Origin of the sequence: Streptomyces sp. NPDC087428, assembly GCF_044744085.1 — a bacterium.
Lineage (GTDB): Bacteria > Actinomycetota > Actinomycetes > Streptomycetales > Streptomycetaceae > Streptomyces.
In genome coordinates this window covers 219,262-243,240 of the sequence record NZ_JBIUXR010000014.1, presented here as the reverse complement: position 1 = coordinate 243,240, position 23,979 = coordinate 219,262, and the positions used below count along the sequence as shown (strand labels likewise).

The following is a 23,979-nucleotide window of genomic DNA, read 5'->3' as shown; positions in this document are numbered from 1 at the left end:
ACTGGAGCGCTATCCTGGGGGTGAGTCTGTGCGGCGTGGTGCGCTTGACACTAAAATCGAACATCCGTTCTCATGGGATTCCGGCCGGGTTTTGCCGGGCTCGACCGTGGAGTTGTCCACAGGCCGGGAGGACGCCGAGGCCCATTGTCAGTGGCAGGGGTTAGCGTCTGAGACGTGAAGCGATCGACTCAAGCAAATCGGGTGGAACCCATGGCAGGAAACGACCGCGAGAAGGCGCTGGACGCCGCACTCGCACAGATTGAACGGCAATTCGGCAAGGGCGCGGTGATGCGCCTCGGCGAGCGGCCGAACGAGCCCATCGAGGTGATCCCCACCGGCTCGACCGCGCTCGACGTCGCGCTCGGCGTCGGCGGCCTCCCGCGCGGCCGTGTGGTGGAGGTGTACGGACCGGAGTCCTCCGGTAAGACGACGCTGACCCTGCACGCCGTGGCGAACGCGCAGAAGCTCGGCGGCACGGTGGCCTTCATCGATGCCGAGCACGCCCTCGACCCCGAGTACGCGAAGAAGCTCGGTGTCGACATCGACAACCTCATCCTGTCCCAGCCGGACAACGGTGAGCAGGCCCTCGAGATCGTGGACATGCTGATCCGCTCGGGCGCCCTCGACCTGATCGTCATCGACTCCGTCGCGGCCCTGGTGCCCCGTGCGGAGATCGAGGGCGAGATGGGTGACTCGCACGTGGGTCTGCAGGCCCGTCTGATGAGCCAGGCGCTCCGCAAGATCACCAGCGCGCTCAACCAGTCCAAGACCACCGCGATCTTCATCAACCAGCTCCGCGAGAAGATCGGTGTGATGTTCGGCTCGCCCGAGACCACCACCGGTGGCCGTGCGCTCAAGTTCTACGCCTCGGTGCGCCTCGACATCCGACGGATCGAGACGCTCAAGGACGGCACCGACGCCGTCGGTAACCGCACCCGCGTCAAGGTCGTCAAGAACAAGGTCGCGCCGCCCTTCAAGCAGGCGGAGTTCGACATCCTCTACGGCCAGGGGATCAGCCGTGAGGGCGGCCTGATCGACATGGGCGTGGACAACGGCTTCGTGCGCAAGGCCGGCGCCTGGTACACGTACGAGGGCGACCAGCTCGGCCAGGGCAAGGAGAATGCCCGCAACTTCCTCAAGGACAACCCCGATCTCGCCAACGAGATCGAGAAGAAGATCCTGGAGAAGCTGGGCGTCGGTGTGCGGCCCGAGGCAGTGCCCGCCGAGTCCGGAGCGGACGCGGCCGGAACCGCCGCGGCTCCTGCCGACGGTGCGGCGAAGCCGGTGTCCGCCGCGGCCGGCAAGGCGAAGCCGGCCAAGACGGCGGCGGCCAAGAGCTAGACCGTGACGCGTCGTACGGAGTGGCCGGGCAGCGCCGCCGAATCCGGCGCGGGCCCCGGCCCCGAATCCGCTGCCGGACACACCACCGCATCCGATCCCGAGTCCGATCTTCCCTACGAGTCGGTGGGGACCGGCCGAGGGAGGGGGGCGGGTTCGGGCTCCGGATTCGGTGAAGGGGGCGGGCGTCGTTCCCGCTCCCGTTCCAGAGGCAGCGGCTCCCCCTCCTCGTCGAGGGCCGAGAAGGGGGAGTCGCGAGATCCGGTCGAGGAGGCGCGCAACATCTGTCTGAGGCTGCTCACCGGGACCCCGCGCACCCGCAAGCAGCTCGCGGACGCCCTGCACAAACGGGAGATCCCCGACGAGGCCGCCGAAGAAGTGCTGTCGCGCTTCGAGGATGTCGGACTGATCGACGATGCCGCGTTCGCCGACGCCTGGGTGGAATCCCGGCATCAGAGCCGGGGGCTCGCCCGCCGCGCGCTCGTCCGTGAGCTGCGGACCAAGGGGGTGGACTCGGCGGTCATCGACGAAGCCATCGGCCAGCTCGACCCGGAGCAGGAGGAGGCGACGGCGCGCGAACTCGTCGCGCGCAAAATCCGGTCCACCCGTGGGCTGGACCGCGACAAGCGACTGCGCCGGCTCGCCGGCATGCTCGCCCGCAAGGGATACGGGGAGGGCATGGCCCTGCGTGTGGTGCGCAGGGCACTTGAGGAAGAGGGCGAGGACACGGAAGGGCTGGACGAGCCCTTCTGACCGAACGGCACCCCTGCTGCGTGCTACTGCCCGGCGCGGGCGGCGCGGCTGATGGTGGCGTCGATCAGGGCGACAGCGTCTGCGGCGGTGCGCCCGGGGTACCGGTTCCACGGCCCGATCAGCCCGGTCCAGCCCTGGGAGCGGAGCTCGGTGATCAGCCAGGCGCCGGCCCGGTCGACGGTGGCCTGCGAACCGTAGCCGAGGCGGTGCGCGGTGAGCATGGCACCGCATACGCAGCGGGCGCCCCTCGCGTTGCGCAGCTTGTACGGGGTGTTCTGCCAGCCCCACTCGGTCAGGATCTGCCGCGCATGGGCGAGATGGGTGGAGGGCCGCACCTCGGGCTGTCCGATGCGCCGCCAGGAGTGGAGCCGGTCGGGCAGTACCGCACCGAGGCGCCCTGGGAGCGGGCGTTCGCGCGGCGCGGTGGCGGGCAGGGCGCGAACCGTATCCGCGATGAGCTGATCGACCGGGACGGACAGCAGGCCGCGCCAGTCGGCAGGGTCCCTCTGCGGTGGGTGCGGTGGACGCAGCGGGTGCGGTGTGTGTGCTGTGTGCGGCAGGTGCAGCGGGTGTGACAGGCCGTCCGGATCGGACTCGTCCCGGTCAGCCCCGCCCGGGTCAGACCCGTCCCGATCGGACTCGGCCGGATCGGACTGGGCTGGATCGGGTACGGCCGGAATCGGGCGCACGGGTTCCTGGGCCGTGAGGTCCCAGCTTGTGACGATCTGGCGCCACGCATCGGTGTCGTGGAGACGAGCGGCCTGGATGTCGAGTTCGTCAGGGGTGAGGGCGGTGGTCGGCATCGGTGCGGGCTCCCCGTCATAGCGGTGCGGTCCTTGTCGTTGAGGCGAATGTCCGTCCCGCACGCTGATCGCTCCACCGGAGCGAGGCCATACGGGTGTGTCGCGACGGATTCGGGCCGGGAGGTCGCCCTTGGACGCGCGGCGCGGGGAGTGCCCTTGGTGCGGGGGAAAGCCCCCGCGTGAAGACGGCGGAACGCTCCAGTGCGCAGGTGCCAGTGCGCAGAGCAGTGTGTGACACATGCCGAAACGGTCCGCCACGGACACGTGGCGGACGACGTGCCCCCGGAGCTCAGAGCTCAGAGCTCAGAGCTCAGAGCTCAGAGCTCAGAGCTCAGAGCTCAGAGCTCAGAGCCCGGAGCCCGGAGTCCGGAGTCCGGAGCTCAGAGCCAGGAGCCCGCAGGTCCCGTGACGGCAGCAGCTCGGGCGACCACACCGCAGGCGACCACACCGCAGGCGACAACGGAAAAGAGACGGACGCATCATGATGCTGCGCTACGCACTGCGGACGATCAGACACCGCAAGGGCGGATTCCTCGGAGCGCTGCTGGCCCTCATGTGCGCCGCCGCCCTCGTCACCGCCTGCGGCACCCTGCTGGAGACCGGTCTGCGCGGGCGTATCGCCACCGAGCGCTATGCCGCGACGCCGCTCGTCGTCTCCGCCGACCAGAACGTCCACCGGACCACCGTCAAGCACAAGGGCAATGGAAAGACCAAGGTCAAGCACAAGGCGAAGCCGGTCGCAGAACGGGCCTGGCTCCCCGCAGACGACGCCGACCGGCTCCGTGACCTGGAGGGCGTCCGTGCGGTCGTCCCCGAACTGACCTTCCTCGCCCAGCCGCTCGGCCTCCCGGCGGGCGACGGAGCTGCCGGCCCGTCGTCCTACGGCCACGCGTGGGCCTCCGCCCCGCTCACCCCGTTCGCCCTCACCGAGGGCCGTGCACCGGCTGCCGACGACGACGTGGTGATCGACCGGGGCCTCGCCGAACGGGCGGGCCTGTCGACCGGTGACCGGCTCACCGTGCAGTCCACCCGGGCGCCTCGCACGTACCGCGTCAGCGGCATCGCGGCCCCGGAGGGAGGTGGCCAACTCCGCCGTCAGACCTCGCTGTTCTTCTCCACCGCGGAGGCCGAGCGCCTCGCCGCCCGCCCAGGTCAGGTCACCGCTTTCGGTGTGCTGCCCGCGTCCGGGACGGACGTCGGCCGGCTGAAGCAGCAGGTCACCCGTGCCCTCAGGGGAACGACCGCCCAGATCGCCACGGGCGAGGACCGCGGGCCGGTCGAGTTCCTGGACGCGGCGGGCGCCCGGGTCAAGCTCATCTCCATGGGCGCGGCCATGGGCGGTACTTCCCTGCTGGTCGCCGTGCTCGTCGTCGTCGGCACCTTCGCGCTCTCCATCCAGCAGCGCCACCGTGAACTGGCCCTGCTCCGCACCATCGCCGCCACCTCACGGCAGGTCCGGCGACTGCTCGGCCGTGAGGCACTGGTGGTCGGTGCCGTAGCCGGGGTGCTGGGCGCACTGGCGGGACTGCCGCTCGCCGTCTGGCTGCACAGTCGATTCGTCGACACAGGAGCGATCCCCGCGACCCTGGAGCGGACCTCAGGCATCCTCCCGGCCTGCGTCGCCCTGGCCGTCACCCTCATCGGCGCCTGGGCCGCCGCCCGGATCTCGGGCCGCCGCATCGCCCGGCTCCGCCCGGCCGAGGCCATGGCCGAAGCCGCGGTCGAGCGCGCCCGCCCAGCCCGCGCACGGACCGTCGCCGGCCTGGTCCTGCTCATCGGCGGCGGCGTGCTGGTCGCCGTACTGAGCATCCTGCGCACCGAGGCCGCCTCGACCCCGGTGACCTTCCTCGCGGTGGTGGTGCTGGCCACGGCGGTGTCGCTCCTGGGCCCGTACCTCGTACGGGCGGCCGCCGTCCTGCTGAGGCTGGTGCTCCGTCCGGCCGGAACCGTCGGGAAGCTGGCCAACGCGAACATCCGCGGCAACTCCACCCGGATGGCCTCCGTCGTCACCCCGCTCACCCTGCTCATCGGCATGACCTGCACGGTGCTCTTCATCCAGCCGACCCTCGGGGACGCCGCCCTGGCTCAGGCCCGGGAGGGCACCCGCGCGACCTGGGTGCTGGGCGCACAGGGCCCCGGAGTCCCGTCCGCCGCCGTCGACGCGGTCCGCGGGGCGCCCGGTGTCACCGCCGCCACGGAGGTCGTCCGGACCACGGTCCGGGTCGGGCTCGACAAGTACCAGGCCCAGGGGGTCACCGCGGCCGGCCTCAGCCGTACCTGGGACCCCGAGGTGACGAGCGGTTCGCTCGCCGCGTTCACCGCGGGCCCGCGCACCGCCGCGATCAGCGAGCTCGCCGCCGACCGGCTCGGCCTCCGCCCCGGCAGCGAGCTGGAGCTGCACCTCGGCGACGGGACACCCGCCACCCTCACGGTCGCCGCCGTCTACCACCGCGGCCTGGGCTTCGGGGATCTGACGCTGCCGCACGACCTGGTCGCCCGCCACATGGACAACCCGCTGGCCGCCACCGTCCTGGTGGCCGGAGACACCTCCCGCAGCGAACTGACCGCCTCCGTAAGGAGGTTTCCCGGGATCGCGGTCCTGGCCCCGACAGCCGCCGACCGGCTCCATGCGGACCGGCAGCGGGAGAACGCCGAGGTCAACCTTCTCGCCATGGGCCTGGTCCTGGCCTTCACCGCCATCGCGGTCGTCAACACGCTCGCTATGTCGGTGTCGGAACGGCTCAAGGAGTTCGCGTTGCTCAGGCTGGCGGGAGCGACGCGCCGCCAGGTGCTGCGGATGCTGCGCATCGAGACGGTGTCGGTCGTGCTGATCGCGGCCGTTCTCGGAACGGGCATCGCCCTCGCCGTGCTGACCGCGTTCAGTATCGGTATGACCGGCAGCGCGGCGCCCGCCGTTCTTCCGCTGGTGTACGCGACGGTGGTGGGAGCCGCGGCGCTGCTGGCTCTGACGGCCACGGTGCTGCCCGGCAGAGTGGTGCTGAAGGCCCGCCCGGTGGAGGCCGTCACGTCGGGTCAGTGAACGGAGCCACCGCCGGCCCGGGAGCCCCGGCCCAGGGTTGCCGGGCCGGGGCTACAGGTCACGCGTCGACCGGGAGCCCCGCCGCGCGCCAGGCCTGGAAGCCGCCGACCAGATCGGTGGCCCGGTACAGCCCGAGCCGGTGCAGGGACTCGACGGCGAGGCTCGACGCGTAGCCCTCGTTGCAGATCACCACGACCCGGAGACCGTGGCTCACCGCCTCCGCCGCGCGATGGCTCCCCAGCGGGTCCAGCCGCCACTCCAGCTCATTGCGCTCGACGACCAGCGCTCCCGGGATCAGGCCGTCCCGGGTGCGCAGCTCCGCGTAGCGGATGTCGACGAGCAGGGCCCCCTCGGCGGCCGCCGCCCTCGCCTCGTCGGGGCCGAGCCGCTCATATCCGGACCGGACCCGCTCCAGCAGTTCATCGATCCCGACCTGCTCTGTACCGACCTGCTCTGTACCGACCTGCTCTGTACCGACCTGCTCTGTACCGACCTGCTCTGTACCGACCTGCTCTGTACCGACCTGCTCTGTACCGGCCTGTTCGGTACCGGCCTCCTCTGTACCGGCCCGTTCGGTACCGGTCGGCTGTGTACCGGCCCGTTCGGTACAGACCTCCTGTGTACCGGCCTGTTCGGTACCGGTCTGCTCCGTGCGTATCCGGCCGGTGACCGCTCGTTCCGTACCGTCGTGCGGTTCGTCGCTCACTGCCAGTCCTCCGGGCTTTCGGTCTGCTCCAGGCGGAGTACCGCGCCCGTGCGGCTGTAGCGCCGGATCTGCGGCAGCGGGGGGTAGTACGCGTGGACGGAGACGGCGTGCTCCGCGGCGGACTCGTTCAGCACCTCGTGCACATGGTGCCTGCCGAAGGCCCTGCCCTGACCTACCGTCAACTCCCGTGAGCGGTCGATGTCCTCGGTCAGTTCCAGGGTCTTCCACCCGTCGGTGGGCAGCCGCGCCGCGAGTGAGTGCTCCCTGAGCGTGCCGCTCGCGGTCAGGAAGGCGCCGATCGAGTCGGCGTGGTCGTGCCAGCCGGTGCCGGTGCCGGGCGGCCAGCCGATCAGCCAGGCCTCACTGCCACCGGGCCCGTCGAGCCGGATCCAGGTCCGGCCCTCGGGATCGAGGGGGAGCGAGGCGATGAGGCCGGTGTCGGCGGCGGTACGGCGGACGAAGTCGAGCAGTTCCGCAGCCGTCGGACCGGAAGTGGACGTGCGTACGGAAACAGGGGAGGGGGAGGCAGACACAGGGACCGTCCTGAGAGTTCGCGCGAAGGCTCACGCCGTACGTCGTGGAGCACGGCGGAGCAGGAGGAGGCGATTCAGCAGGACGGGCGACACACGCAGCCCGCATAGCGGAGCAGGTCCATATGGACCCTCCGCCACAGGCGCACATCGGTGTCGGTCATGTTCCGGAGTAGACCATGTGCGCCTGTGGGGGGTCAATTGATGTCTGCGGTGCGGTCGGAGCGTTCGGAGGTGCGGGCCGCGCCACCGCGCGCCGCTTCGGCCGCCGCGAGGAGCTCCGCGGGCTGTACCCCGCCGAACGACTCCACGAGGTGGCCGTCCGGCCTGACCAGCAGAACGGTGTGTGCGGACGCCCCCGGATAGCTCTCCGCCACCAGCAGTTCACCCTTCACCGGCAGGGCGTCCACCGCCTCGACGAGCCGGGGCATGATCCCGGCCCGCATCCAGTGCCGCCGGTCCCACACACCCGTACCGGGGGCCACCAGGACCACCAGGAGCTGCCCCTGCCCCAGTCGCTCCCGAAGCCGTACGGGCGTGCCGTCCGGCGCCGTCACCCGCACATCCGCGACCGGCGCACCGAGGGGCGTACCCACGGAGGCGTGCGCCTCGGCGCGTGGGGGCGCAAGGGGGGACAGGGAGTAGGAAGGGGGCGCACCGAGGGGGCCGCAGCCCAGATGTCCGTCGGTGAGCAGCGAATCGTGCCCCCGTGCGCTCCCCGGGACCAGGGTCCGCAGTCCGCCGCCGCCCCGCAGTATCGGCAGCGACTGGTCGGCGGCGCGCAGCCGCGAGGCGACCGCGGCCCGGCGCTCGGCCTGGTAGCTGTCGAGGAGCGCGTCGGACGCGCCGTGATGCCACGCCAGCGCCAGCTTCCAGGCCAGGTTCTCCGCGTCCCGCAGCCCTTCGTCCAGCCCCTGGGTGCCGAGAGCCCCCAGCAGATGGGCGGCGTCCCCGGCCAGGAAGGCCCTCTTCACCCGCCACCGCCGGGCGAGGCGGTGGTGCAGTGTGTAGACGCCGGTGTCCAGCAGCTCGTACGGCGGTGTCTCGCCGCACCAGCCCGCCAGGGTGTCCCGGACCCGGGTGACCAGGACGTCGGGCGTGACGAGCTCGCCACGCGGCGGCAGCAGCCAGTCCAGCCGCCAGACGTCGTCGGGCAGCGGGCGAGCGGTCACCTCGGCGCCACAGGTGCGCCACGGCGGCAGCCGGTGCAGCACGGCCTCGCCCGGCCAGGGCAGCTCGGTGCGCAGCGCGGCGACGGCATGGCGTTCCACCGCCGTACGCCCGGGGAACCGGATGTCGAGGAGCTTGCGCACCGTGGACCGCGCCCCGTCGCAGCCGACCAGGTAACTCCCGCGCCACCAGGTCGAACCGGGCTCCCTGGTGTGCACGGTGACCCCGGCCGGGTCCTGCTCCAGCGTGTCGATCCGGCTGAGCCGTGCCACCTGGACGAGATCCTGCGCGGCCACCGCGTCCCGGAGTCCGCGTACCAGTGCGTGCTGCGGCATGTGGACGGGGGCGGCCGGCGGGCCTCCCGGCGGGGCGCCTTCCTCCAGCGGCAGTTCGCGTACCAGCTGCTTGCGGCGCAGGGACCGCCAGCCGGACCAGCGAAGGCCCTCGTCCTGGAGCGTCTTGCAGCCGAGCCGCTCCACCAGGGCCGCGGTGTCCTCGCGCAGCACGACCGTGCGGGCCGGGCGCGTCTCGTCCCTGCCGGGGTCCTCGTCGAGGAGCACGGACGGCACACCCTGCGCCGCGAGGGCGAGGGACAGCACCAGACCGACCGGCCCGGCACCGACGATGATCACCGGGTCCACGGCGCGGCCCCCGGAACGTGTGAGGTCGGACGCGTGGAGGCGCACGGGGAGAGCGGACGGGCCGGGACGGCCCACGAGGTCGGGGACGGCGGCGACGGAGATGCGGCGGCGTAGGGGGCTCGGTGCGCGATCACAGAACGTATGCAACCTACTGCCGGTGCATGCGTCAAGTGACACCGGAACGCGGCGAGGGGCGGTGGCGGATGCGCCACCGCCCCTCGCGGACGTCTGTCGACGAGCCGTCAGGAAGCGGACGAGTCCATGACGACCACCGGCGCACCGACCGTCTCGGGCGCGCCCCCCGGGCCGGTGCCCACGACGGCGCCCGTGCTCTTCTTCCCGCGCCGGAGCCGGCGCTCCAGCCAGCTCGCGAACGAGGTGAGGGTGAAGTTCACCGCGATGTAGATCACGGCGATGATGGTGAAGCACGCGATGGTGTTCGCACCGTAGTTCGCGGCCATCGGCCGGACCGATGCCAGCAGTTCCGGGAAGGTCATCACGGCGCCGCCCAGCGCGGTGTCCTTCAGGATCACCACGAGCTGGCTGACGATCGCGGGGAGCATGGCGGTGACCGCCTGCGGCAGCAGCACGAAGACCATGGTCTGGCCCTTGCGCATACCGATCGCCTTGGCCGCGTCGGTCTGCCCCTGCGGGAGGGACAGGATGCCCGCCCGCACGATCTCGGCCAGCACCGAGGCGTTGTAGAGCACCAGTCCCGTGACCACGGCGTACAGCAGGCGCGTGTCGGTGCTGATGTTCGTGTACTCGGAGTACACCGCGTTCGCGATGATCATCAGGATCAGTACGGGGATGGACCGGAAGAACTCCACGACCACCCCGGACGGCATCCGCATCCACCGATGGTCCGAGAGCCGGCCGATCCCGAACAGCGCACCCAGAGGAAGGGCGATGATCAGGGCGAAGAAGGCCGCCTTCAGCGTGTTCTGGAGCCCCGGCCAGATGTACGTCTCCCACGGCTGGGAGCTGGTGAAGAAGGGCTTCCACTTGATCCAGTCGAGCTGGTGCTTGGAGGCGAGGCCGTCGTAGACCCACCACACCACCGCGGCGGCGACCAGTGCGAACAGCACCGTGTACAGGATGTTCCGTCGCTTGGCGCGCGGCCCCTGGGCGTCGTAGAGGACGGAGGTCATCGCTTCACCGCCACCTTCTTGCTCACCCAGCCGAGGATGAGGCCGGTCGGGAGGGTCAGGATGACGAAGCCGAACGCGAAGACTGCCGAGATCAGGATGAGCTGGGCCTCCTTCTCGATCATGCCCTTCATCAGGTACGAGGCCTCCGCCACACCGATCGCGGACGTGACGGTGGTGTTCTTCGTCAGCGCGATCAGCACGTTGGAGAGCGGATTGACGACCGACCGGAACGCCTGCGGGAGGATGATCAGCCGCAGTACCTGGGTGAAGCTCAGACCGAGAGCGCGTGCTGCCTCGGCCTGACCGACCGGCACCGTGTTGATACCGGACCGCAGCGCCTCGCACACGAAGGAGGCGGTGTAGGCGCTCAGCGCGAGCACCGCGAGCCGGAAGTTGATGTCGGTGAAGTCGCTTGCACCAAGCTTGACGTTGAGTGTCTGGAACAGGCCCAGCGAGGAGAACACGATGATCACGGTCAGCGGAATGTTCCGGACCACGTTCACGTAAGCGGTGGCGAAGCCGCGCATCAAGGGGACCGGGCTGACCTTCATGCCGGCCAGCAGCGTTCCCCATATGAGGGAGCCGAGGGCGGAGTAGACGGTGAGTTGCACCGTCACCCAGAAAGCCCCCAGCAGGTCGTAACCATCAAGAAAGTCGAACACGATCTCCCGTGCTTCCGCGTGTAGGAGGGCACGGCGCGCCGCCGTCAGCGGCGGCGCGCCCGGTCAGCCCTGCTTCACTTGACGACGTTGCCGATCTTGGGGGCGGGGTCGTTCTTGTAGTTCGCCGGGCCGAAGTTGGCCTTCACGGCCTTCTCCCACGAACCGTCAGAGACCATCTTGGACAGCGCGTCGTTGATCTTCTTCTTGAGGTCGGCGTCGCCCTTCTTCAGGCCGATGCCGTAGTTCTCGTTGGTCATCTTGAAACCGGCCAGCTTGAACTTGCCCTTGTTGGCGTCCTGCGAGGCGTAGCCGGCCAGGATGCTGTCGTCCGTGGTCAGCGCGTCAACGGCCTTGTTCTCCAGGCCGGTCAGGCACTCCGAGTAGCCGCCGTACTCCAGGAGCTGAGCCTTCGGGGCCAGGGTGTCGTGGATGTTCTGCGCCGAGGTCGAGCCGGTGACCGAGCAGAGCTTCTTGTTGTTCAGGTCCTGCGGCGACTTGATCGAGGTGTCGTCCGCGCGGACCAGGATGTCCTGGTGGGCGAGGAGGTACGGACCCGCGAAGTCGACCTTCTTCAGCCGCTCGTCGTTGATCGAGTAGGAGGCGGCGATGAACTTCACGTCACCGCGCTCGATCGACGTCTCGCGGTCGGCGCTCTTGGTCTCCTTGAAGTCGATGTTCTTCGCGTCGTAGCCCAGTTCCTTGGCTACGTACGTGGCGACATCGACGTCGAAGCCGGTGAACTTGCCGTCCGGGGTCTTCAGACCGATACCCGGCTGGTCGATCTTGATGCCGATCGTGATCTTCTTGCCGCCGCCCGAACCGGACGAGTCGTCCTTGTCGTCGGAACCACAGGCGGTGGCGGTGAGAGCGAGAGCGAGCACGGCGGCCGAGGCGGCGGTGACCTTACGAAGCTGCATGGTGAAATCCCCTGGGGTTGACGCTATGTGAGTGATCAGCCGGTCCGGAAACCGGCGCTGAAGGCCTCGACGGTGGCTTCATCAGTGGTGAAGGATCTTCGACAGGAAGTCCTTGGCCCGGTCACTGCGCGGGTTGCTGAAGAACTGGTCGGGTGTTGCCTCTTCGACGATCTTCCCGTCCGCCATGAAGATGACCCGGTTCGCCGCGGAGCGGGCGAAACCCATTTCATGGGTGACGACGACCATGGTCATGCCCTCGCGGGCGAGCTGCTGCATGACCTCCAGCACCTCGTTGATCATCTCCGGGTCGAGCGCGGAGGTCGGCTCGTCGAACAGCATGACCTTGGGGTCCATCGCCAACGCCCGTGCGATGGCCACACGTTGCTGCTGACCGCCGGAGAGCTGCGACGGGTACTTGTCGGCCTGGGTCGCCACGCCCACCCGGTCGAGCAGCGAACGCGCCTTGTCCTCGGCCGCCTTCTTCTCCGTCTTGCGGACCTTGAGCTGGCCCAGCATCACGTTCTCGAGCACCGTCTTGTGGGCGAAGAGGTTGAACGACTGGAACACCATGCCGACATCGGCGCGCAGCCGTGCCAGCTCCTTGCCCTCCTCGGGCAGAGGCTTCCCGTCGATCGTGATCGCGCCCGAGTCGATCGTCTCCAAGCGGTTGATCGTGCGGCACAGCGTGGACTTCCCGGACCCCGAGGGCCCGATGACGACCACGACCTCGCCGGAGGCGATAGCCAGGTCGATGTCCTGGAGCACATGCAGCGCGCCGAAGTGCTTGTTGACGTTGCTCAGCACGACCAGGTCGCCACCGGCCGCGGGTGCAGCGTCCTCGGCGCCCTTGGTCACTGAAACTCCGCTCATCGGCTTTTTGCTCCGTCCTCCTCGGTTGGGAAGGACCCTAGTGACGCAGTGCGACCAGCGTCATTACATCTGAGCGGAAATTGAGCATAACGATCCGGCCGCAACCGGACACTCCGCGTGAACGGGACGCCCTGGTGGCCCTCCGGGCGTACCGGGTGCATAACGGAAACATGGATGCAACGGGCGAGCACTTGACTGGTCCACCGGTCATCGGAGTGGATGCCCTGGTACACCCTGATGTGAAACGCCTCGAAACGGGGAAGTGACCAGAGGCCCACGCGACCGCACCGACATGCGATCGCAGTGACACGCAACCGCACCTTCGGAGAGGAGGCCCATGAGACTGCTGCTCGTCGAGGACGACAACCACGTCGCCGCCGCCCTGTCCGCGATCCTCGGCCGGCACGGCTTCAAGGTGGTGCACGCCCGCAGCGGCGAGGAGGCCCTCCAGGCCCTCCTCCCTACGGATGCGGAGCCCTTCGGAGTCGTACTCCTCGATCTCGGGCTGCCCGACCAGGACGGTTACGAGGTGTGCGGGAAGATCCGCAAGCGCAGTGCGGTACCGGTGATCATGGTGACCGCGCGGGCCGACGTCCGCTCGCGCATCCACGGACTGAACCTCGGCGCCGACGACTACGTGACCAAGCCGTACGACACCGGCGAGCTCCTCGCCCGTATCCACGCCGTCAGCCGCCGCAAGCCGGCCGGTGAGGAGACCGGGCCCACTCCCGTAGCCGCGCTGCGCCTGGGCCATGTGCACATCGAGCTGCCCACCCGGCGGGTCAGCGTCGACGGGAGCGAAGTCCAGCTCACCCGCAAGGAGTTCGATCTCCTCGCCCTCCTCGCGCAGCGGCCCGGCGTGGTGTTCCGCCGGGAGCAGATCATCAGCGAGGTCTGGCGCACGAGCTGGGAGGGGACGGGGCGCACGCTTGAGGTGCATGTCGCCTCCCTGCGGGCCAAGCTGCGGCTGCCCGCACTGATCGAGACCGTGCGCGGGGTCGGCTACCGCCTCGTCGCCCCGTCCGCGTAGAGGCGTACGTCCCCGGTGCGTACCAGGCTGCTTCCGCTGCTCATCGTTCTCATGGCGAGCGTGCTGCTCGCGCTCGGCTTCCCGCTGGCCGTCAGCGTGGCCGCCGCCCAGCAGCAGGGCGTCGTGATCGACCGGATCGACGACACGGCACGCTTCGCCGCACTCGCCCAGTTCATCACCGAACGCACCCACGGCTACGACGAACGGCAGCGCACGCTCCAGACCGAACTGGAGACGTACGACTCGGTGTACGGCATCCGGGCGGGCGTCTTCTACCGCGACGACTCCGCGATGGCGAAGGCCCCGGCAACATGGCGGCTGCCGGTCGAGGGCGAGGGCCGCCAGGCGTTCAACGAGGCGCTGCTCGGCCGTCGCAGCCACGATCCGCCGCAGGTCTGGCCCTGGCAGAACGGCCGGGTCGTCGTCGCCTCGCCCGTCGTGCGCGACGGGGACGTGGTGGCCGTCGTCGTCATCGACTCGCCCACCGCACAGATGCGTTCCGACACACTCCGCGGCTGGCTGGTGATCGCGGCGGGCGAGGTGGTCGCGATGCTGGTGGCCGTCGGCGCGGCGATCCGGCTCACCGGCTGGGTCCTGCTCCCGGTACGGACCCTGGACGTGGCCGCCCACGACATCGCGAGTGGCCGGATGCGGTCGCGGGTGGCGGCGTCGGGAGGACCGCCGGAACTCAGGCGGCTGGCCCGTTCGTTCAACGAGATGGCCGACAACGTCGAGGACGTGCTGGAACAGCAGCGCGCCTTCGTCGCGGACGCCTCGCACCAGTTGCGCAATCCGCTGGCCGCGCTGCTGCTGCGGATCGAGCTGCTCGCCCTCGAACTCCCGGAGGGAAACGAGGAGATCGCCTCCGTGCGCACGGAGGGAAAGCGCCTCGGTCAGGTCCTCGACGATCTGCTCGACCTGGCGCTGGCCGAGCACGCCGCCGCCGATCTCCAGCTCACGGACATCGGCGCCCTCACCGCCGAGCGCGTCTCGTCGTGGCGGCCGGTGGCCGAGGAGAAGGGCGTACGGCTCAGGGCGGACGGCACGCCCGCCGTCACCGCCTGGACGGACCCCATAGCCCTGTCCAGCGCACTCGACGCGATCATCGACAACGCGCTCAAGTTCACCCCCGCGGAGGAGGAGGTCCGGGTCACGGTCGCCTCCGGCAGCGAATGCGTCACGGTCGTCGTCGCGGACCGCGGACCGGGTCTCACCGAGCAGGAGCTGGAGCGCGTAGGAGACCGCTTCTGGCGCAGCTCACAGCACCAGAACGTGCGGGGGTCCGGCCTCGGCCTCTCCATCTCCCAGGCGCTCCTGGCCGCGAGCCGCGGCTCCCTCACCTATGAGCGGCACGAACCGCACGGGCTGCGGGTGACGGTCTCGGTGCCGCGCAACGGACCGCACGGCTGAACACGCGCTTCCGCGGAGCGGCCGGGACCGGACGTCAGGGCTTGACCGAGCGGTAGTAGCGCTTGGCCCCTTCGTGCAGCGGCAGCGGATCCGTGTAGATCGCCGTCCGCAGATCCACCAGCTGCGCGGCGTGCACCTCGCGCCCGATGCGGTCCCGGCTGTCGATCACGGTCCGGGTGAACGCCTCGGTCATCGCCGCATCCGTGCGGTCGGTGGTCACCAGCACATTGGCGACCGCCACGGTGGGCACCGCCTGGCCCTGCTGCGCGTTGCGGTAGGCGTCCGCGGGCATCACGGCCGAGCGGTAGTAGCGGGTAGACCCGCCCGCCGCCTGGAGCTCCTTGATCAGCGGGTCCTCCAGCGGGACCAGCCGGATCGCGAACCGGTCCGAGAGGTCGGCCACCGCGGTGGTCGGCAGCCCGCCCGACCAGAAGAACGCGTCGAGCCTGCCGTCCTCCAGCAGCTCGGGCATGGTGTCGATGCCCGCCGGTACCGCCGTCACATCGTTGACCGGGTCGAGGCCGGCGGCCGTCATCAGCCGGTCGGCGACCAGCCGCACCCCCGACCCCGGCTGTCCGACCGCGACCTTCTTGCCGCGCAGGTCCGCGACCTTGCGGATGTCCGAGCCCCGGTTCACGACCAGCTGTATGTAGTCGTCGTACAGCCGGACACAGCCGCGCAGCCGCTCGGCGCCCGGCTTCCCGTCCCGCAGATAGGTGGCCACGGCGTCGGTGGTCGCGATGGTGAAATCGGCCTTGCCCGTCGCCACCCGGGCGATGTTCTGCTGAGATCCCTCGCTGGTCTGCAGCTGTATCGACACATCGGGCAGGTCCTTGGCGAGTGCGCCCTTGAGCCGCTCGCCGTAACGCTGGTAGACGCCGCTGCGGACCCCGGTACTGAACGACAGGGTTCCGCTCGGCGCGGACTCCCCGAGCGGCATCAGCCACCAGAGGAGCAGCCCGAGCACGACGACGAGGGCGGCGCCCGCCCGGAAGGAGCGACGCCGGCCGATTCGGGACAGTGCGGCCGGGAGCATGGCGGCGATCCTGCCAGGTCGTTCCCGGCCCTGGCCAGGGGCGCCGGCGGATCTCCGGCCCTCCAGCGCGGCCGGGAGGGCCGTCCGGGAGCCGCCCGCGACGGGAGGTGTCCGGGCAGCGCCTACCCTTGTCGCATGAGCAGCGGCAACCGGAGCGAAGCAGTGGACGTCAGAAAAAGCTACGAGGTGCGTACCTACGGGTGCCAGATGAACGTCCACGACTCCGAGCGGCTGTCGGGGCTGCTGGAGGGCGCCGGCTACGTACGGGCGCCCGAGGGCTCCGACGGCGACGCCGACGTCGTCGTCTTCAACACCTGCGCGGTGCGGGAGAACGCCGACAACAAGCTGTACGGCAACCTCGGCCGGCTCGCCCCGATGAAGACGAAGCGCCCCGGGATGCAGATCGCGGTCGGCGGCTGCCTCGCCCAGAAGGACCGCGACACCATCGTCGCGCGGGCTCCCTGGGTCGACGTCGTCTTCGGTACGCACAACATCGGCAAGCTGCCCGTGCTGCTGGAGCGCGCCCGTGTCCAGGAGGAGGCGCAGATCGAGATCGCCGAGTCCCTGGAGGCGTTCCCCTCGACGCTCCCCACCCGCCGCGAGTCCGCGTACGCGGCCTGGGTCTCCATCTCCGTCGGCTGCAACAACACCTGCACCTTCTGCATCGTCCCCGCGCTGCGCGGCAAGGAGAAGGACCGCCGGACCGGCGACATCCTGGCCGAGATCGAGGCCCTGGTCGCCGAGGGCGTCTCCGAGATCACCCTGCTCGGCCAGAACGTGAACGCCTACGGCTCCGACATCGGCGACCGCGAGGCCTTCTCCAAGCTGCTGCGCGCCTGCGGACGGATCGAGGGGCTGGAACGGGTCCGCTTCACCTCGCCCCACCCGCGCGACTTCACGGACGACGTGATCGCCGCGATGGCCGAGACCCCGAACGTGATGCCGCAGCTGCACATGCCGATGCAGTCCGGCTCGGACACGATCCTCAAGGCGATGCGGCGTTCGTACCGGCAGGAACGCTTCCTCGGCATCATCGAGAAGGTCCGCGCCGCGATGCCGGACGCCGCGATCTCCACCGACATCATCGTCGGCTTCCCCGGCGAGACCGAGGAGGACTTCGAGCAGACCATGCACGCGGTCCGGGAGGCGCGCTTCGCCAACGCCTTCACCTTCCAGTACTCCAAGCGCCCCGGTACCCCGGCCGCCGACATGGAGGGGCAGATCCCCAAGGAGGTCGTCCAGGAGCGGTACATGCGCCTGTCGGTCCTCCAGGAGGAGATCTCCTGGTCGGAGAACAAGAAGCAGGTCGGCCGCACGCTGGACGTCATGGTCGCTGAGGGCGAGGGCCGCAAGGACGGCGCGACCCACCGGTTGTCCGGCCGCGCCCCGGACAACCGACTGGTCCACTTCACCAAGCCGGACCAGGACGTACGGCCCGGCGACGTGGTGACCGTCGAGATCAGCTACGCCGCTCCGCACCACCTGCTCGCCGAGGGCACACCCGTCGCCGTGCGGCGCACCCGGTCGGGGGACGCCTGGGAGAAGCGCAACGCCGCCCCCGCCGCGACGCCCGTCGGCGTGATGCTGGGGCTGCCCGGGATCGGCGCCCCGGCACCGCTGCCCGCCGCCTCGGCCCCGGGCTGCGGCTGCGACTGACGGGCCCGCCGCCACGGGCGCTCGGGGGTGCGGTCGCCGAGGGCCGGGCGGCCCCCCAGCCAGTACGCTGCCCACCATGCTTGTCGCCGCCGCTGTCTGCCCCTGCCCGCCCCTGCTGGTCCCCGACGTCGCCGCCGGTGCCGCGCCCGAGCTCGACGCCGCGAGGACCGCGTGCACCGATGCCCTGGGCGTGCTGGCCGCCTCCCGGCCCGATCTGCTGATCGTGATCGGCCCGGCGGACCCCGCGGGCCGCGGACCCCATCCCGAGGGCGCCACCGGCACCTTCCAGGAGTTCGGCGTCGATCTCGCGGTACGGCTCGGGCGGGACCTGGGCGCGGTCACCGACCGGCCCCTTCCGGCCTCACTCGCGGTCGGCGCCTGGCTGCTGGCCCGCACCGGGTGGGCGGACGCACCGGTCGAGGGGCTCGGCGTGGGGGAGCCGCTGGAGACCGGCCGCTGCACGGAGACCGGACGGGCGCTGGCCGCCCGAGCGGACCGGGTCGCGCTGCTGGTGATGGGCGACGGCAGTGCCTGCCGCACCCTCAAGGCCCCGGGCTACCTGGACGAGCGCGCCACGGAGTTCGACGCGGTGGCCTCGCGCGCCCTGGGCACGGCGGACACCGGTGCGCTGATCGCGCTGGACGAGGCGCTGGCGTACGAGCTGAAGGCCGCGGGCCGCGCACCCTGGCAGGTGCTCGCGGGGGCCGCGCAGGGCGCCGGTCTCGACGGCCGGCTGCTGTACGACGACGCGCCGTACGGCGTGGGCTACCTGGTCGCCGCCTGGTCCTGACCCGCCACGGCTTCGACCGCGGGGAACGCCGGCCGGCCCGCCGGGGGCCGAATCAGCACGGACGCACGACGACCGCGGAGCGATGCCGCTCCGCGGCCGTGACGCTGTCCTGCCGGACCGGGGTCAGGAAGCGGGCGGCGTGGTGCCCCCGTCCTTGTGGGACAGCCGCTCCACCGCGTCCTTGGCCTTCTGGGTGCCGGACTCGATCTTGTCGCTGTACTTGCCCTTGGTCTTCTCGTCCACCGTCCGCGCGGCCTTTTGGAGCCCCTGGTCGATCTTGCCCCCGTGCTGCTGCGCGAGGTCGCTGACCTTGTCCTTCGCCGGGCTCAGCTTCGCCTTCAAATTGTCCATGAAGCCCATCGGACACCTTCTCTGCTGGGGGACTGCGTGCGAGTGCTCTCTCCGGCCCGGATACCCGCCGTGCGGTGACGCACTCTCCCGGCCGCGGTTTCGGCGGTCATGGAGGACGAGCGGTAGAACCATGAGAAAACGCCCATATGTACTCGACATTTTACTTGACGGGGCATCCGGACGCGCCCCCGTCCCGGCTGCCGCGCCGTCCATTCGGGAACGGGCCCCCGGTTTGCGAGACTGTCGCAGTGAGAAGTCCAGCTCCCGCACCGCGGGTCATCGCCGTCGTCGGTCCCACCGCAGCAGGAAAGTCCGACCTGGGGGTGTTCCTCGCCCAGCAGCTCGGGGGCGAAGTGGTCAATGCCGACTCCATGCAGCTCTACCGGGGGATGGATATCGGTACCGCGAAACTGACACTCGAGGAGCGCGCGTCCGTCCCGCACCTGCTGCTGGACATCTGGGACGTGACCGAGGCCGCCAGCGTCGCCGAGTACCAGCGCCTCGCCCGCGCCGAGATCGACCGGCTGCTCGCCGAGGGCCGCACCCCGGTCCTGGTCGGCGGCTCCGGCCTCTATGTGAAGGGCGCGATCGACGCCCTGGAGTTCCCCGGCACGGACCCCGGCGTCCGGGCCGCGCTGGAGGCCCAACTGGCCGAACGGGGCTCCGGCGCGCTGCACGGCCGGCTCGCCGCGGCGGACCCGGAAGCGGGCCGCGCCATCCTGCCGAGCAACGGGCGGCGCATCGTCCGGGCCCTCGAAGTCATCGAGATCACGGGCAAGCCCTTCACCGCCAACCTCCCCGGTAACGATGCGGTCTACGACACCGTCCAGATCGGCGTCGACGTGGCCCGCCCCGAACTCGACGAGCGCATCGCCCGGCGGGTCGACCGGATGTGGGACGGGGGGCTGGTCGACGAGGTGCGCGCACTGGAGGCGCGGGGGCTGCGGGACGGCCGCACCGCCTCCCGGGCACTCGGCTACCAGCAGGTGCTCGCCGCGCTGGCCGGGGACTGCACCGAGGACGAGGCGCGCGCCGAGACCGTGCGCGCCACCAAACGGTTCGCGCGCCGCCAGGACTCCTGGTTCCGCCGCGACCCGCGCGTCCACTGGCTGAACGGCGCCGCGGCACACCGCGGGGAACTTCCGGGCCAGGCGCTGGCGTTGGTCGAACGAGCGGTTACAGCCTGATCACGTGATGGCATCGGGAAGCCCTGCCCGTCAGTTCGGCGAGCCGCGGCGTGCCATCATCGAGCATCGATCGACCAGTGGAGTCCGAGTTGGGAGGGCGCGTGGCGATGGAGGCCGGCCCTCGCGACACAGAGCAAGACGCACCGGACACGCAGCACGAGGCAGGACGACTGAGCCCCGACGGGCCCGATGAGCTCGAAGTGACCCCTGAGGTCGAGGTCGAGCTGCGTCCCGCCCGCCGGCTGCGTATCTGGCAGCTCGCGCCGATCGTCACCCTCGCCGCGCTGGGATCGCTGATGTTCGCCTTCCCGCTCGCCTTCGAGTTCGGTGACGGTGGCGCGGTCGTCGCCATGCTGGGACTGCTGATCAGCTGCTGTGCCGCGGGCTGGGGCATGATGGCCGCCCGCCGCGTCGGACACACCTGGCCCGGACTGCCGCCCAAGGGCTCGGGGGAGCGCCCCGACTGGCGCGTGATCATGCTGTACGTCGCCGTGTGCGCGGTACTGGTCGCGCTGGCCGTGTGGCGCGTGGCACGGCTGCGTTCCTGACACCGGACCGGACCCCGCCCCGCTCCCGGCGGCTGCCGGAGCCCCTCCGCGCGGGCGGCCGGTTCCCGGCACTGTCGGCGCCGCCTCGTACAGTTGTCCCGTGACCACCTCGCAGATCGCCTTTCTCAAGGGCCACGGCACCGAGAACGACTTCGTGATCGTTCCGGACCCGGACAACGCCGTCGCCCTGCCCGCCCCCGTCGTCGCCCGGCTCTGCGACCGCCGGGCCGGCATCGGCGGGGACGGCCTGCTGCACGTCGTGCGGTCCGCCGCCCACCCCGAGGCGCGGGACATGGCGGACGAGGCCGAGTGGTTCATGGACTACCGCAACGCGGACGGCTCGATCGCCGAGATGTGCGGCAACGGCGTAAGGGTCTTCGCCCGCTACCTCCAGCGCTCCGGCTCTGTCGAGGACGGCGACGTCGCCGTCGCCACCCGCGGCGGGGTGAAGAAGGTGCACCTCGCCAAGAACGGAGACATCACCGTCTCGATGGGCCGCGCGGAGCTCCCGGCCGCCGGAGTCACGGTCACCGTCGGCGACCGCAGCTGGGACGCCCGCAACGTGAACATGGGCAACCCGCACGCGGTCGCCTTCGTCGACGACCTGGCGCACGCCGGTGATCTGCTCTCCGAGCCGTCCTTCGGCCCGGCCGCGGTCTACCCCGACGGGGTGAACATCGAGTTCGTCGTGGACCGCGGCCCCCGCCATGTCGCGATGCGCGTCCATGAGCGCGGCTCGGGGGAGACCCGGTCCTGCGGCACCGGCGCCTGTGCCGTGGCCGTCGCCGCGGCCCGCCGGGACGCGGCCGACCCCGCGCTGACCGGCACCCCCGTCACGTACAGCGTCGACCTCCCCGGCGGCACGCTGGTGATCACCGAGCACCCGCACGGCGAGATCGAGATGACCGGACCGGCCGTGATCGTCGCCGGAGGCACGATCGATCCGGCCTGGATCGAAACGCTGAACGGCTAGGGCCTACGCCCCGATCGGGGCGTAGCCCCCCCGAGACCGGCATGATCCAAACGAGGGGCCCTGGGGCTTCGCTCGAATGGGTGATCCGTTTCACGCTGGGCGAGAGCGGGACTCCGCCACGTGGTGGGGTCGGTAGCATCAAGCACCGGCCCGGAGGCGCGACCGCACCTTCTCACCGCCGGTCGACGTCGCCGGAGGTGCCCCATGAGCGCAGAGGCCACCAACCCAGGTGCCCCCATCCGCAGGCGGGGCCGTCCCCGGATCGACCTCCGCAGACTGGGGCGGGTCGCCCTGCTCGGCCCGGTCTCCCGGGACCGGCTGCCGGCCGCCATCGGCCATGTCGCGGAGGCGCACCGGGCCCACCATCCCGACGCCGACCTCACCGTCCTGCACCGGGCCTACGTCCTCGCGGAGTCCTCGCACCGCGGGCAGATGCGCAAGAGCGGCGAGCCGTACATCACACACCCGCTCGCGGTCACCCTGATCCTCGCCGAACTCGGAGCCGAGACGACGACGCTGACCGCGTCGCTGCTCCACGACACGGTCGAGGACACCGAGGTGACCCTCGACCAGGTGGGCGAGGAGTTCGGCGACGAGGTCCGCTACCTGGTCGACGGCGTCACCAAACTGGAGAAGGTCGACTACGGCGCGGCGGCCGAGCCCGAGACCTTCCGCAAGATGCTGGTGGCCACCGGGGACGACGTCCGGGTCATGTCGATCAAGCTCGCCGACCGGCTGCACAACATGCGCACGCTCGGCGTGATGCGCCCCGAGAAACAGGCCCGGATCGCCAAGGTCACCCGCGACGTACTGATTCCGCTCGCGGAACGGCTCGGGGTGCAGGCGCTCAAGACCGAGCTGGAGGATCTCGTCTTCGCGATCCTCCACCCCGAGGAGTACGCACACACCCGCGCCGTCATCGCCGCCGCCACCACGGCGGCCGATCCGCTCACCGCCATCGCCGGGAGCGTCTCCGCAGTGCTCCGGGAGGCCGGTATCCCCGCCGAAGTCCTCGTGAGGCCGCGGCACTTCGTCTCCGTCCACCGGGTCAGCGTCAAACGCGGCGAACTGCGCGGCACCGACTTCGGACGACTGCTGGTGCTCGTCGGGGAGGACGCCGACTGCTATGCCGTCCTCGGTGAACTCCACACCTGCTTCACCCCGGTGATCTCCGAGTTCAAGGACTTCATCGCGGCCCCGAAGTTCAACCTGTACCAGTCGCTGCACACCGCCGTGGTGGGCCCCGAGGGCGAGGTCGCCGAGGTTCTCATCCGCACCCACCGGATGCACAAGGTCGCGGAGGCGGGCGTCATCGCGCTCGGCAATCCGTACGCCGCGGACAGCGTCGCGCAGACCGCCGAACCGGCCGACGGGGAGCGCGCCGACCCGACCCGGCCCGGCTGGCTGTCCCGGCTCCTCCAGTGGCAGCAGTCCGCGACCGACCCCGACACCTTCTGGACCACCCTCCGCGCCGACCTCGCCCAGGACCGCGAGATCACTGTCTTCCGCACCGACGGCGGCACGCTCGGCCTGCCCGCGGGCGCCAGCTGCGTCGACGCCGCCTACGCGCAGTACGGGGACGCGGCGCACAGCTGTATCGGGGCCCGGGTGAACGGCCGGCTGGCCACGCTCGGCACCGCGCTCGGCGACGGCGACACCGTGCAGCTGCTCCTCGCGGAGGACGCCGCGTCGGGCCCCTCGCCCGGCTGGCTCGACCACGCCCGGACACCCACCGCCCGCATCGCGATCACCGGCTGGCTCGACGCCCATCCGCAGCATCCGGAGACCGTGCCCGCCGGCCGGCCCACGGACCCCAGGCCCGTGCCGCAGCCCGCGCCCGGAGCCGCGGCGGCCGTCCGTACCGCGAGCGCCCTGGTCGACCGGCCGGACGCCACCGTCCGGCTCGCCGGCTGCTGCACCCCCGTACCGCCCGACGACGTCACCGGCTTCACGGTGCGCGGCGGCGCCGTCACCGTCCACCGGCTGGCCTGCCCCGCGGCGGCCCGCATGGAGGCCGTCGGCCGGGTACCGGTCGCGGTGAGCTGGGGCGACGCGTCCGAATGCCGGGTGACGCTGGTCGCGGAGTCCTTCGGACGGCCCCGGCTGCTGGCCGACCTCACCGAGGCGATCGCCGGCGCGGACGCGGCGATCATCTCCGCCACCGTCGAACCGCCCAGTGAACAGCGTGTGCGGCACACCTACACCCTGGAGCTCCCCGACGCCGCGGGACTGCCCTCACTGATGCGCGCCATGCGCGACGTACCGGGGGTCTACGACGTGAGCCGCGCCCAGCACCCGGCCGCCGTTCTCTGACCCGGCGCGCTCCCGGGCCGGGCCGGGACCGTCCGCCACCGCGGATCTCGTTCGAGTGGCGCGGCGCGCGCCGTCCCGTGCCGGGCGGGCGGCGCTGGTAGCCG

The 23,979-nt window shown here is 70.9% G+C and carries 22 protein-coding genes; 11 read left to right on the top strand and 11 right to left on the bottom strand.

Annotated features, from left to right (window positions below):
- Window positions 1-210 precede the first annotated feature (210 nt).
- On the top strand, window positions 211-1,341 hold the full coding sequence (recA, locus tag ACIO3R_RS29075; RefSeq protein ID WP_401292244.1) for a recombinase RecA: 1,131 nt from the start codon (window positions 211-213) through the stop codon (window positions 1,339-1,341).
- A gap of 3 nt (window positions 1,342-1,344) precedes the next feature.
- On the top strand, window positions 1,345-2,091 hold the full coding sequence (recX, locus tag ACIO3R_RS29070) for a recombination regulator RecX (RefSeq protein WP_402109945.1): 747 nt from the start codon (window positions 1,345-1,347) through the stop codon (window positions 2,089-2,091).
- Window positions 2,092-2,114: 23 nt separating this feature from the next.
- Here the strand turns inward: recX and ACIO3R_RS29065 are convergent, their stop codons facing one another.
- Complete coding sequence (locus tag ACIO3R_RS29065) at window positions 2,115-2,894, bottom strand: hypothetical protein (RefSeq protein WP_402109942.1); 780 nt, start codon at window positions 2,892-2,894, stop codon at window positions 2,115-2,117.
- Between the two features lie 481 nt (window positions 2,895-3,375).
- On the opposite strand from ACIO3R_RS29065, the gene ACIO3R_RS29060 reads away from it, so the two are divergent.
- Window positions 3,376-5,934: an FtsX-like permease family protein gene (locus tag ACIO3R_RS29060; RefSeq protein WP_402109939.1), complete on the top strand. Its 2,559-nt coding sequence runs from the start codon at window positions 3,376-3,378 to the stop codon at window positions 5,932-5,934.
- A gap of 58 nt (window positions 5,935-5,992) precedes the next feature.
- Here the strand turns inward: ACIO3R_RS29060 and ACIO3R_RS29055 are convergent, their stop codons facing one another.
- The 8 genes from ACIO3R_RS29055 to ACIO3R_RS29020 form a co-directional block, all read right to left on the bottom strand.
- Window positions 5,993-6,361 (bottom strand): rhodanese-like domain-containing protein, encoded by a 369-nt coding sequence (locus ACIO3R_RS29055; RefSeq protein WP_385032600.1) that lies wholly within the window; start codon window positions 6,359-6,361, stop codon window positions 5,993-5,995.
- Window positions 6,362-6,636: 275 nt separating this feature from the next.
- Window positions 6,637-7,173, bottom strand: a complete 537-nt coding sequence (locus ACIO3R_RS29050; protein WP_385032542.1) for a cysteine dioxygenase — start codon at window positions 7,171-7,173, stop codon at window positions 6,637-6,639.
- A gap of 74 nt (window positions 7,174-7,247) precedes the next feature.
- Window positions 7,248-7,295, bottom strand: a complete 48-nt coding sequence (locus tag ACIO3R_RS29045; protein WP_311314449.1) for a hypothetical protein — start codon at window positions 7,293-7,295, stop codon at window positions 7,248-7,250.
- Between the two features lie 72 nt (window positions 7,296-7,367).
- Window positions 7,368-8,981: an FAD-dependent monooxygenase gene (locus ACIO3R_RS29040; protein ID WP_402109988.1), complete on the bottom strand. Its 1,614-nt coding sequence runs from the start codon at window positions 8,979-8,981 to the stop codon at window positions 7,368-7,370.
- Window positions 8,982-9,223: 242 nt separating this feature from the next.
- Complete coding sequence (locus ACIO3R_RS29035; protein WP_385032539.1) at window positions 9,224-10,132, bottom strand: amino acid ABC transporter permease; 909 nt, start codon at window positions 10,130-10,132, stop codon at window positions 9,224-9,226.
- Window positions 10,129-10,794 carry an amino acid ABC transporter permease gene (locus ACIO3R_RS29030; RefSeq protein WP_385032536.1) on the bottom strand — a complete coding sequence of 222 codons (666 nt, stop codon included), beginning with the start codon at window positions 10,792-10,794 and terminating at the stop codon, window positions 10,129-10,131. The genes ACIO3R_RS29035 and ACIO3R_RS29030 overlap by 4 nt, the downstream gene beginning before the upstream one ends.
- A gap of 74 nt (window positions 10,795-10,868) precedes the next feature.
- Complete coding sequence (locus ACIO3R_RS29025; protein ID WP_385032533.1) at window positions 10,869-11,711, bottom strand: glutamate ABC transporter substrate-binding protein; 843 nt, start codon at window positions 11,709-11,711, stop codon at window positions 10,869-10,871.
- A gap of 81 nt (window positions 11,712-11,792) precedes the next feature.
- A complete protein-coding gene (locus ACIO3R_RS29020; RefSeq protein WP_363026111.1) occupies window positions 11,793-12,581 on the bottom strand; it encodes an amino acid ABC transporter ATP-binding protein in 789 nt (262 codons plus the stop codon).
- Window positions 12,582-12,918: 337 nt separating this feature from the next.
- Between ACIO3R_RS29020 and ACIO3R_RS29015 the strand changes: the two genes are divergently transcribed.
- Both ACIO3R_RS29015 and ACIO3R_RS29010 read left to right on the top strand, forming a co-directional pair.
- A complete protein-coding gene (locus tag ACIO3R_RS29015; protein WP_385032530.1) occupies window positions 12,919-13,611 on the top strand; it encodes a response regulator transcription factor in 693 nt (230 codons plus the stop codon).
- Window positions 13,612-13,626: 15 nt separating this feature from the next.
- Window positions 13,627-15,021, top strand: a complete 1,395-nt coding sequence (locus tag ACIO3R_RS29010; RefSeq protein WP_385032527.1) for a sensor histidine kinase — start codon at window positions 13,627-13,629, stop codon at window positions 15,019-15,021.
- Window positions 15,022-15,055: 34 nt separating this feature from the next.
- On the opposite strand, the gene ACIO3R_RS29005 is transcribed toward ACIO3R_RS29010, so the two are convergent.
- On the bottom strand, window positions 15,056-16,057 hold the full coding sequence (locus tag ACIO3R_RS29005) for a TAXI family TRAP transporter solute-binding subunit (RefSeq protein WP_402109932.1): 1,002 nt from the start codon (window positions 16,055-16,057) through the stop codon (window positions 15,056-15,058).
- Window positions 16,058-16,192: 135 nt separating this feature from the next.
- On the opposite strand from ACIO3R_RS29005, the gene miaB reads away from it, so the two are divergent.
- Both miaB and ACIO3R_RS28995 read left to right on the top strand, forming a co-directional pair.
- Window positions 16,193-17,713 carry a tRNA (N6-isopentenyl adenosine(37)-C2)-methylthiotransferase MiaB gene (miaB, locus tag ACIO3R_RS29000; protein WP_385032520.1) on the top strand — a complete coding sequence of 507 codons (1,521 nt, stop codon included), beginning with the start codon at window positions 16,193-16,195 and terminating at the stop codon, window positions 17,711-17,713.
- A 76-nt stretch (window positions 17,714-17,789) separates the two neighbouring features.
- Entirely contained in the window at window positions 17,790-18,503 is a 714-nt protein-coding gene (locus tag ACIO3R_RS28995; RefSeq protein ID WP_402109928.1) for a class III extradiol dioxygenase subunit B-like domain-containing protein, read from the top strand.
- Between the two features lie 123 nt (window positions 18,504-18,626).
- Here the strand turns inward: ACIO3R_RS28995 and ACIO3R_RS28990 are convergent, their stop codons facing one another.
- Entirely contained in the window at window positions 18,627-18,863 is a 237-nt protein-coding gene (locus ACIO3R_RS28990; protein WP_362965262.1) for an antitoxin, read from the bottom strand.
- A gap of 239 nt (window positions 18,864-19,102) precedes the next feature.
- Between ACIO3R_RS28990 and miaA the strand changes: the two genes are divergently transcribed.
- The 4 genes from miaA to ACIO3R_RS28970 all read left to right on the top strand — a co-directional run bounded on the left by miaA (window position 19,103) and on the right by ACIO3R_RS28970 (window position 23,875).
- Window positions 19,103-20,041, top strand: coding sequence for a tRNA (adenosine(37)-N6)-dimethylallyltransferase MiaA (gene miaA / locus ACIO3R_RS28985; protein WP_402109925.1), 939 nt, complete (start codon window positions 19,103-19,105; stop codon window positions 20,039-20,041).
- 107 nt (window positions 20,042-20,148) lie between these two features.
- Complete coding sequence (locus ACIO3R_RS28980) at window positions 20,149-20,589, top strand: hypothetical protein (protein WP_385032597.1); 441 nt, start codon at window positions 20,149-20,151, stop codon at window positions 20,587-20,589.
- 100 nt (window positions 20,590-20,689) lie between these two features.
- Window positions 20,690-21,562, top strand: coding sequence for a diaminopimelate epimerase (gene dapF / locus ACIO3R_RS28975; protein WP_402109922.1), 873 nt, complete (start codon window positions 20,690-20,692; stop codon window positions 21,560-21,562).
- 204 nt (window positions 21,563-21,766) lie between these two features.
- Window positions 21,767-23,875: a RelA/SpoT family protein gene (locus tag ACIO3R_RS28970; protein WP_402109919.1), complete on the top strand. Its 2,109-nt coding sequence runs from the start codon at window positions 21,767-21,769 to the stop codon at window positions 23,873-23,875.
- The last annotated feature ends 104 nt before the right edge of the window (window positions 23,876-23,979 follow it).

Coding starts and splice junctions, on each gene's coding strand:
- ACIO3R_RS29065 (WP_402109942.1), bottom strand. CDS start 2,894: ATGCCGACCACCGCCCTCACCCCTGACGAACTCGACATCCAGGCCGCT.
- ACIO3R_RS28980 (WP_385032597.1), top strand. CDS start 20,149: ATGGAGGCCGGCCCTCGCGACACAGAGCAAGACGCACCGGACACGCAG.
- ACIO3R_RS28990 (WP_362965262.1), bottom strand. CDS start 18,863: ATGGGCTTCATGGACAATTTGAAGGCGAAGCTGAGCCCGGCGAAGGAC.
- ACIO3R_RS29025 (WP_385032533.1), bottom strand. CDS start 11,711: ATGCAGCTTCGTAAGGTCACCGCCGCCTCGGCCGCCGTGCTCGCTCTC.
- ACIO3R_RS29060 (WP_402109939.1), top strand. CDS start 3,376: ATGATGCTGCGCTACGCACTGCGGACGATCAGACACCGCAAGGGCGGA.
- ACIO3R_RS29035 (WP_385032539.1), bottom strand. CDS start 10,132: ATGACCTCCGTCCTCTACGACGCCCAGGGGCCGCGCGCCAAGCGACGG.
- recA (WP_401292244.1), top strand. CDS start 211: ATGGCAGGAAACGACCGCGAGAAGGCGCTGGACGCCGCACTCGCACAG.
- ACIO3R_RS28995 (WP_402109928.1), top strand. CDS start 17,790: ATGCTTGTCGCCGCCGCTGTCTGCCCCTGCCCGCCCCTGCTGGTCCCC.
- ACIO3R_RS29015 (WP_385032530.1), top strand. CDS start 12,919: ATGAGACTGCTGCTCGTCGAGGACGACAACCACGTCGCCGCCGCCCTG.
- ACIO3R_RS28970 (WP_402109919.1), top strand. CDS start 21,767: ATGAGCGCAGAGGCCACCAACCCAGGTGCCCCCATCCGCAGGCGGGGC.
- ACIO3R_RS29005 (WP_402109932.1), bottom strand. CDS start 16,057: ATGCTCCCGGCCGCACTGTCCCGAATCGGCCGGCGTCGCTCCTTCCGG.
- miaB (WP_385032520.1), top strand. CDS start 16,193: ATGAGCAGCGGCAACCGGAGCGAAGCAGTGGACGTCAGAAAAAGCTAC.
- ACIO3R_RS29020 (WP_363026111.1), bottom strand. CDS start 12,581: ATGAGCGGAGTTTCAGTGACCAAGGGCGCCGAGGACGCTGCACCCGCG.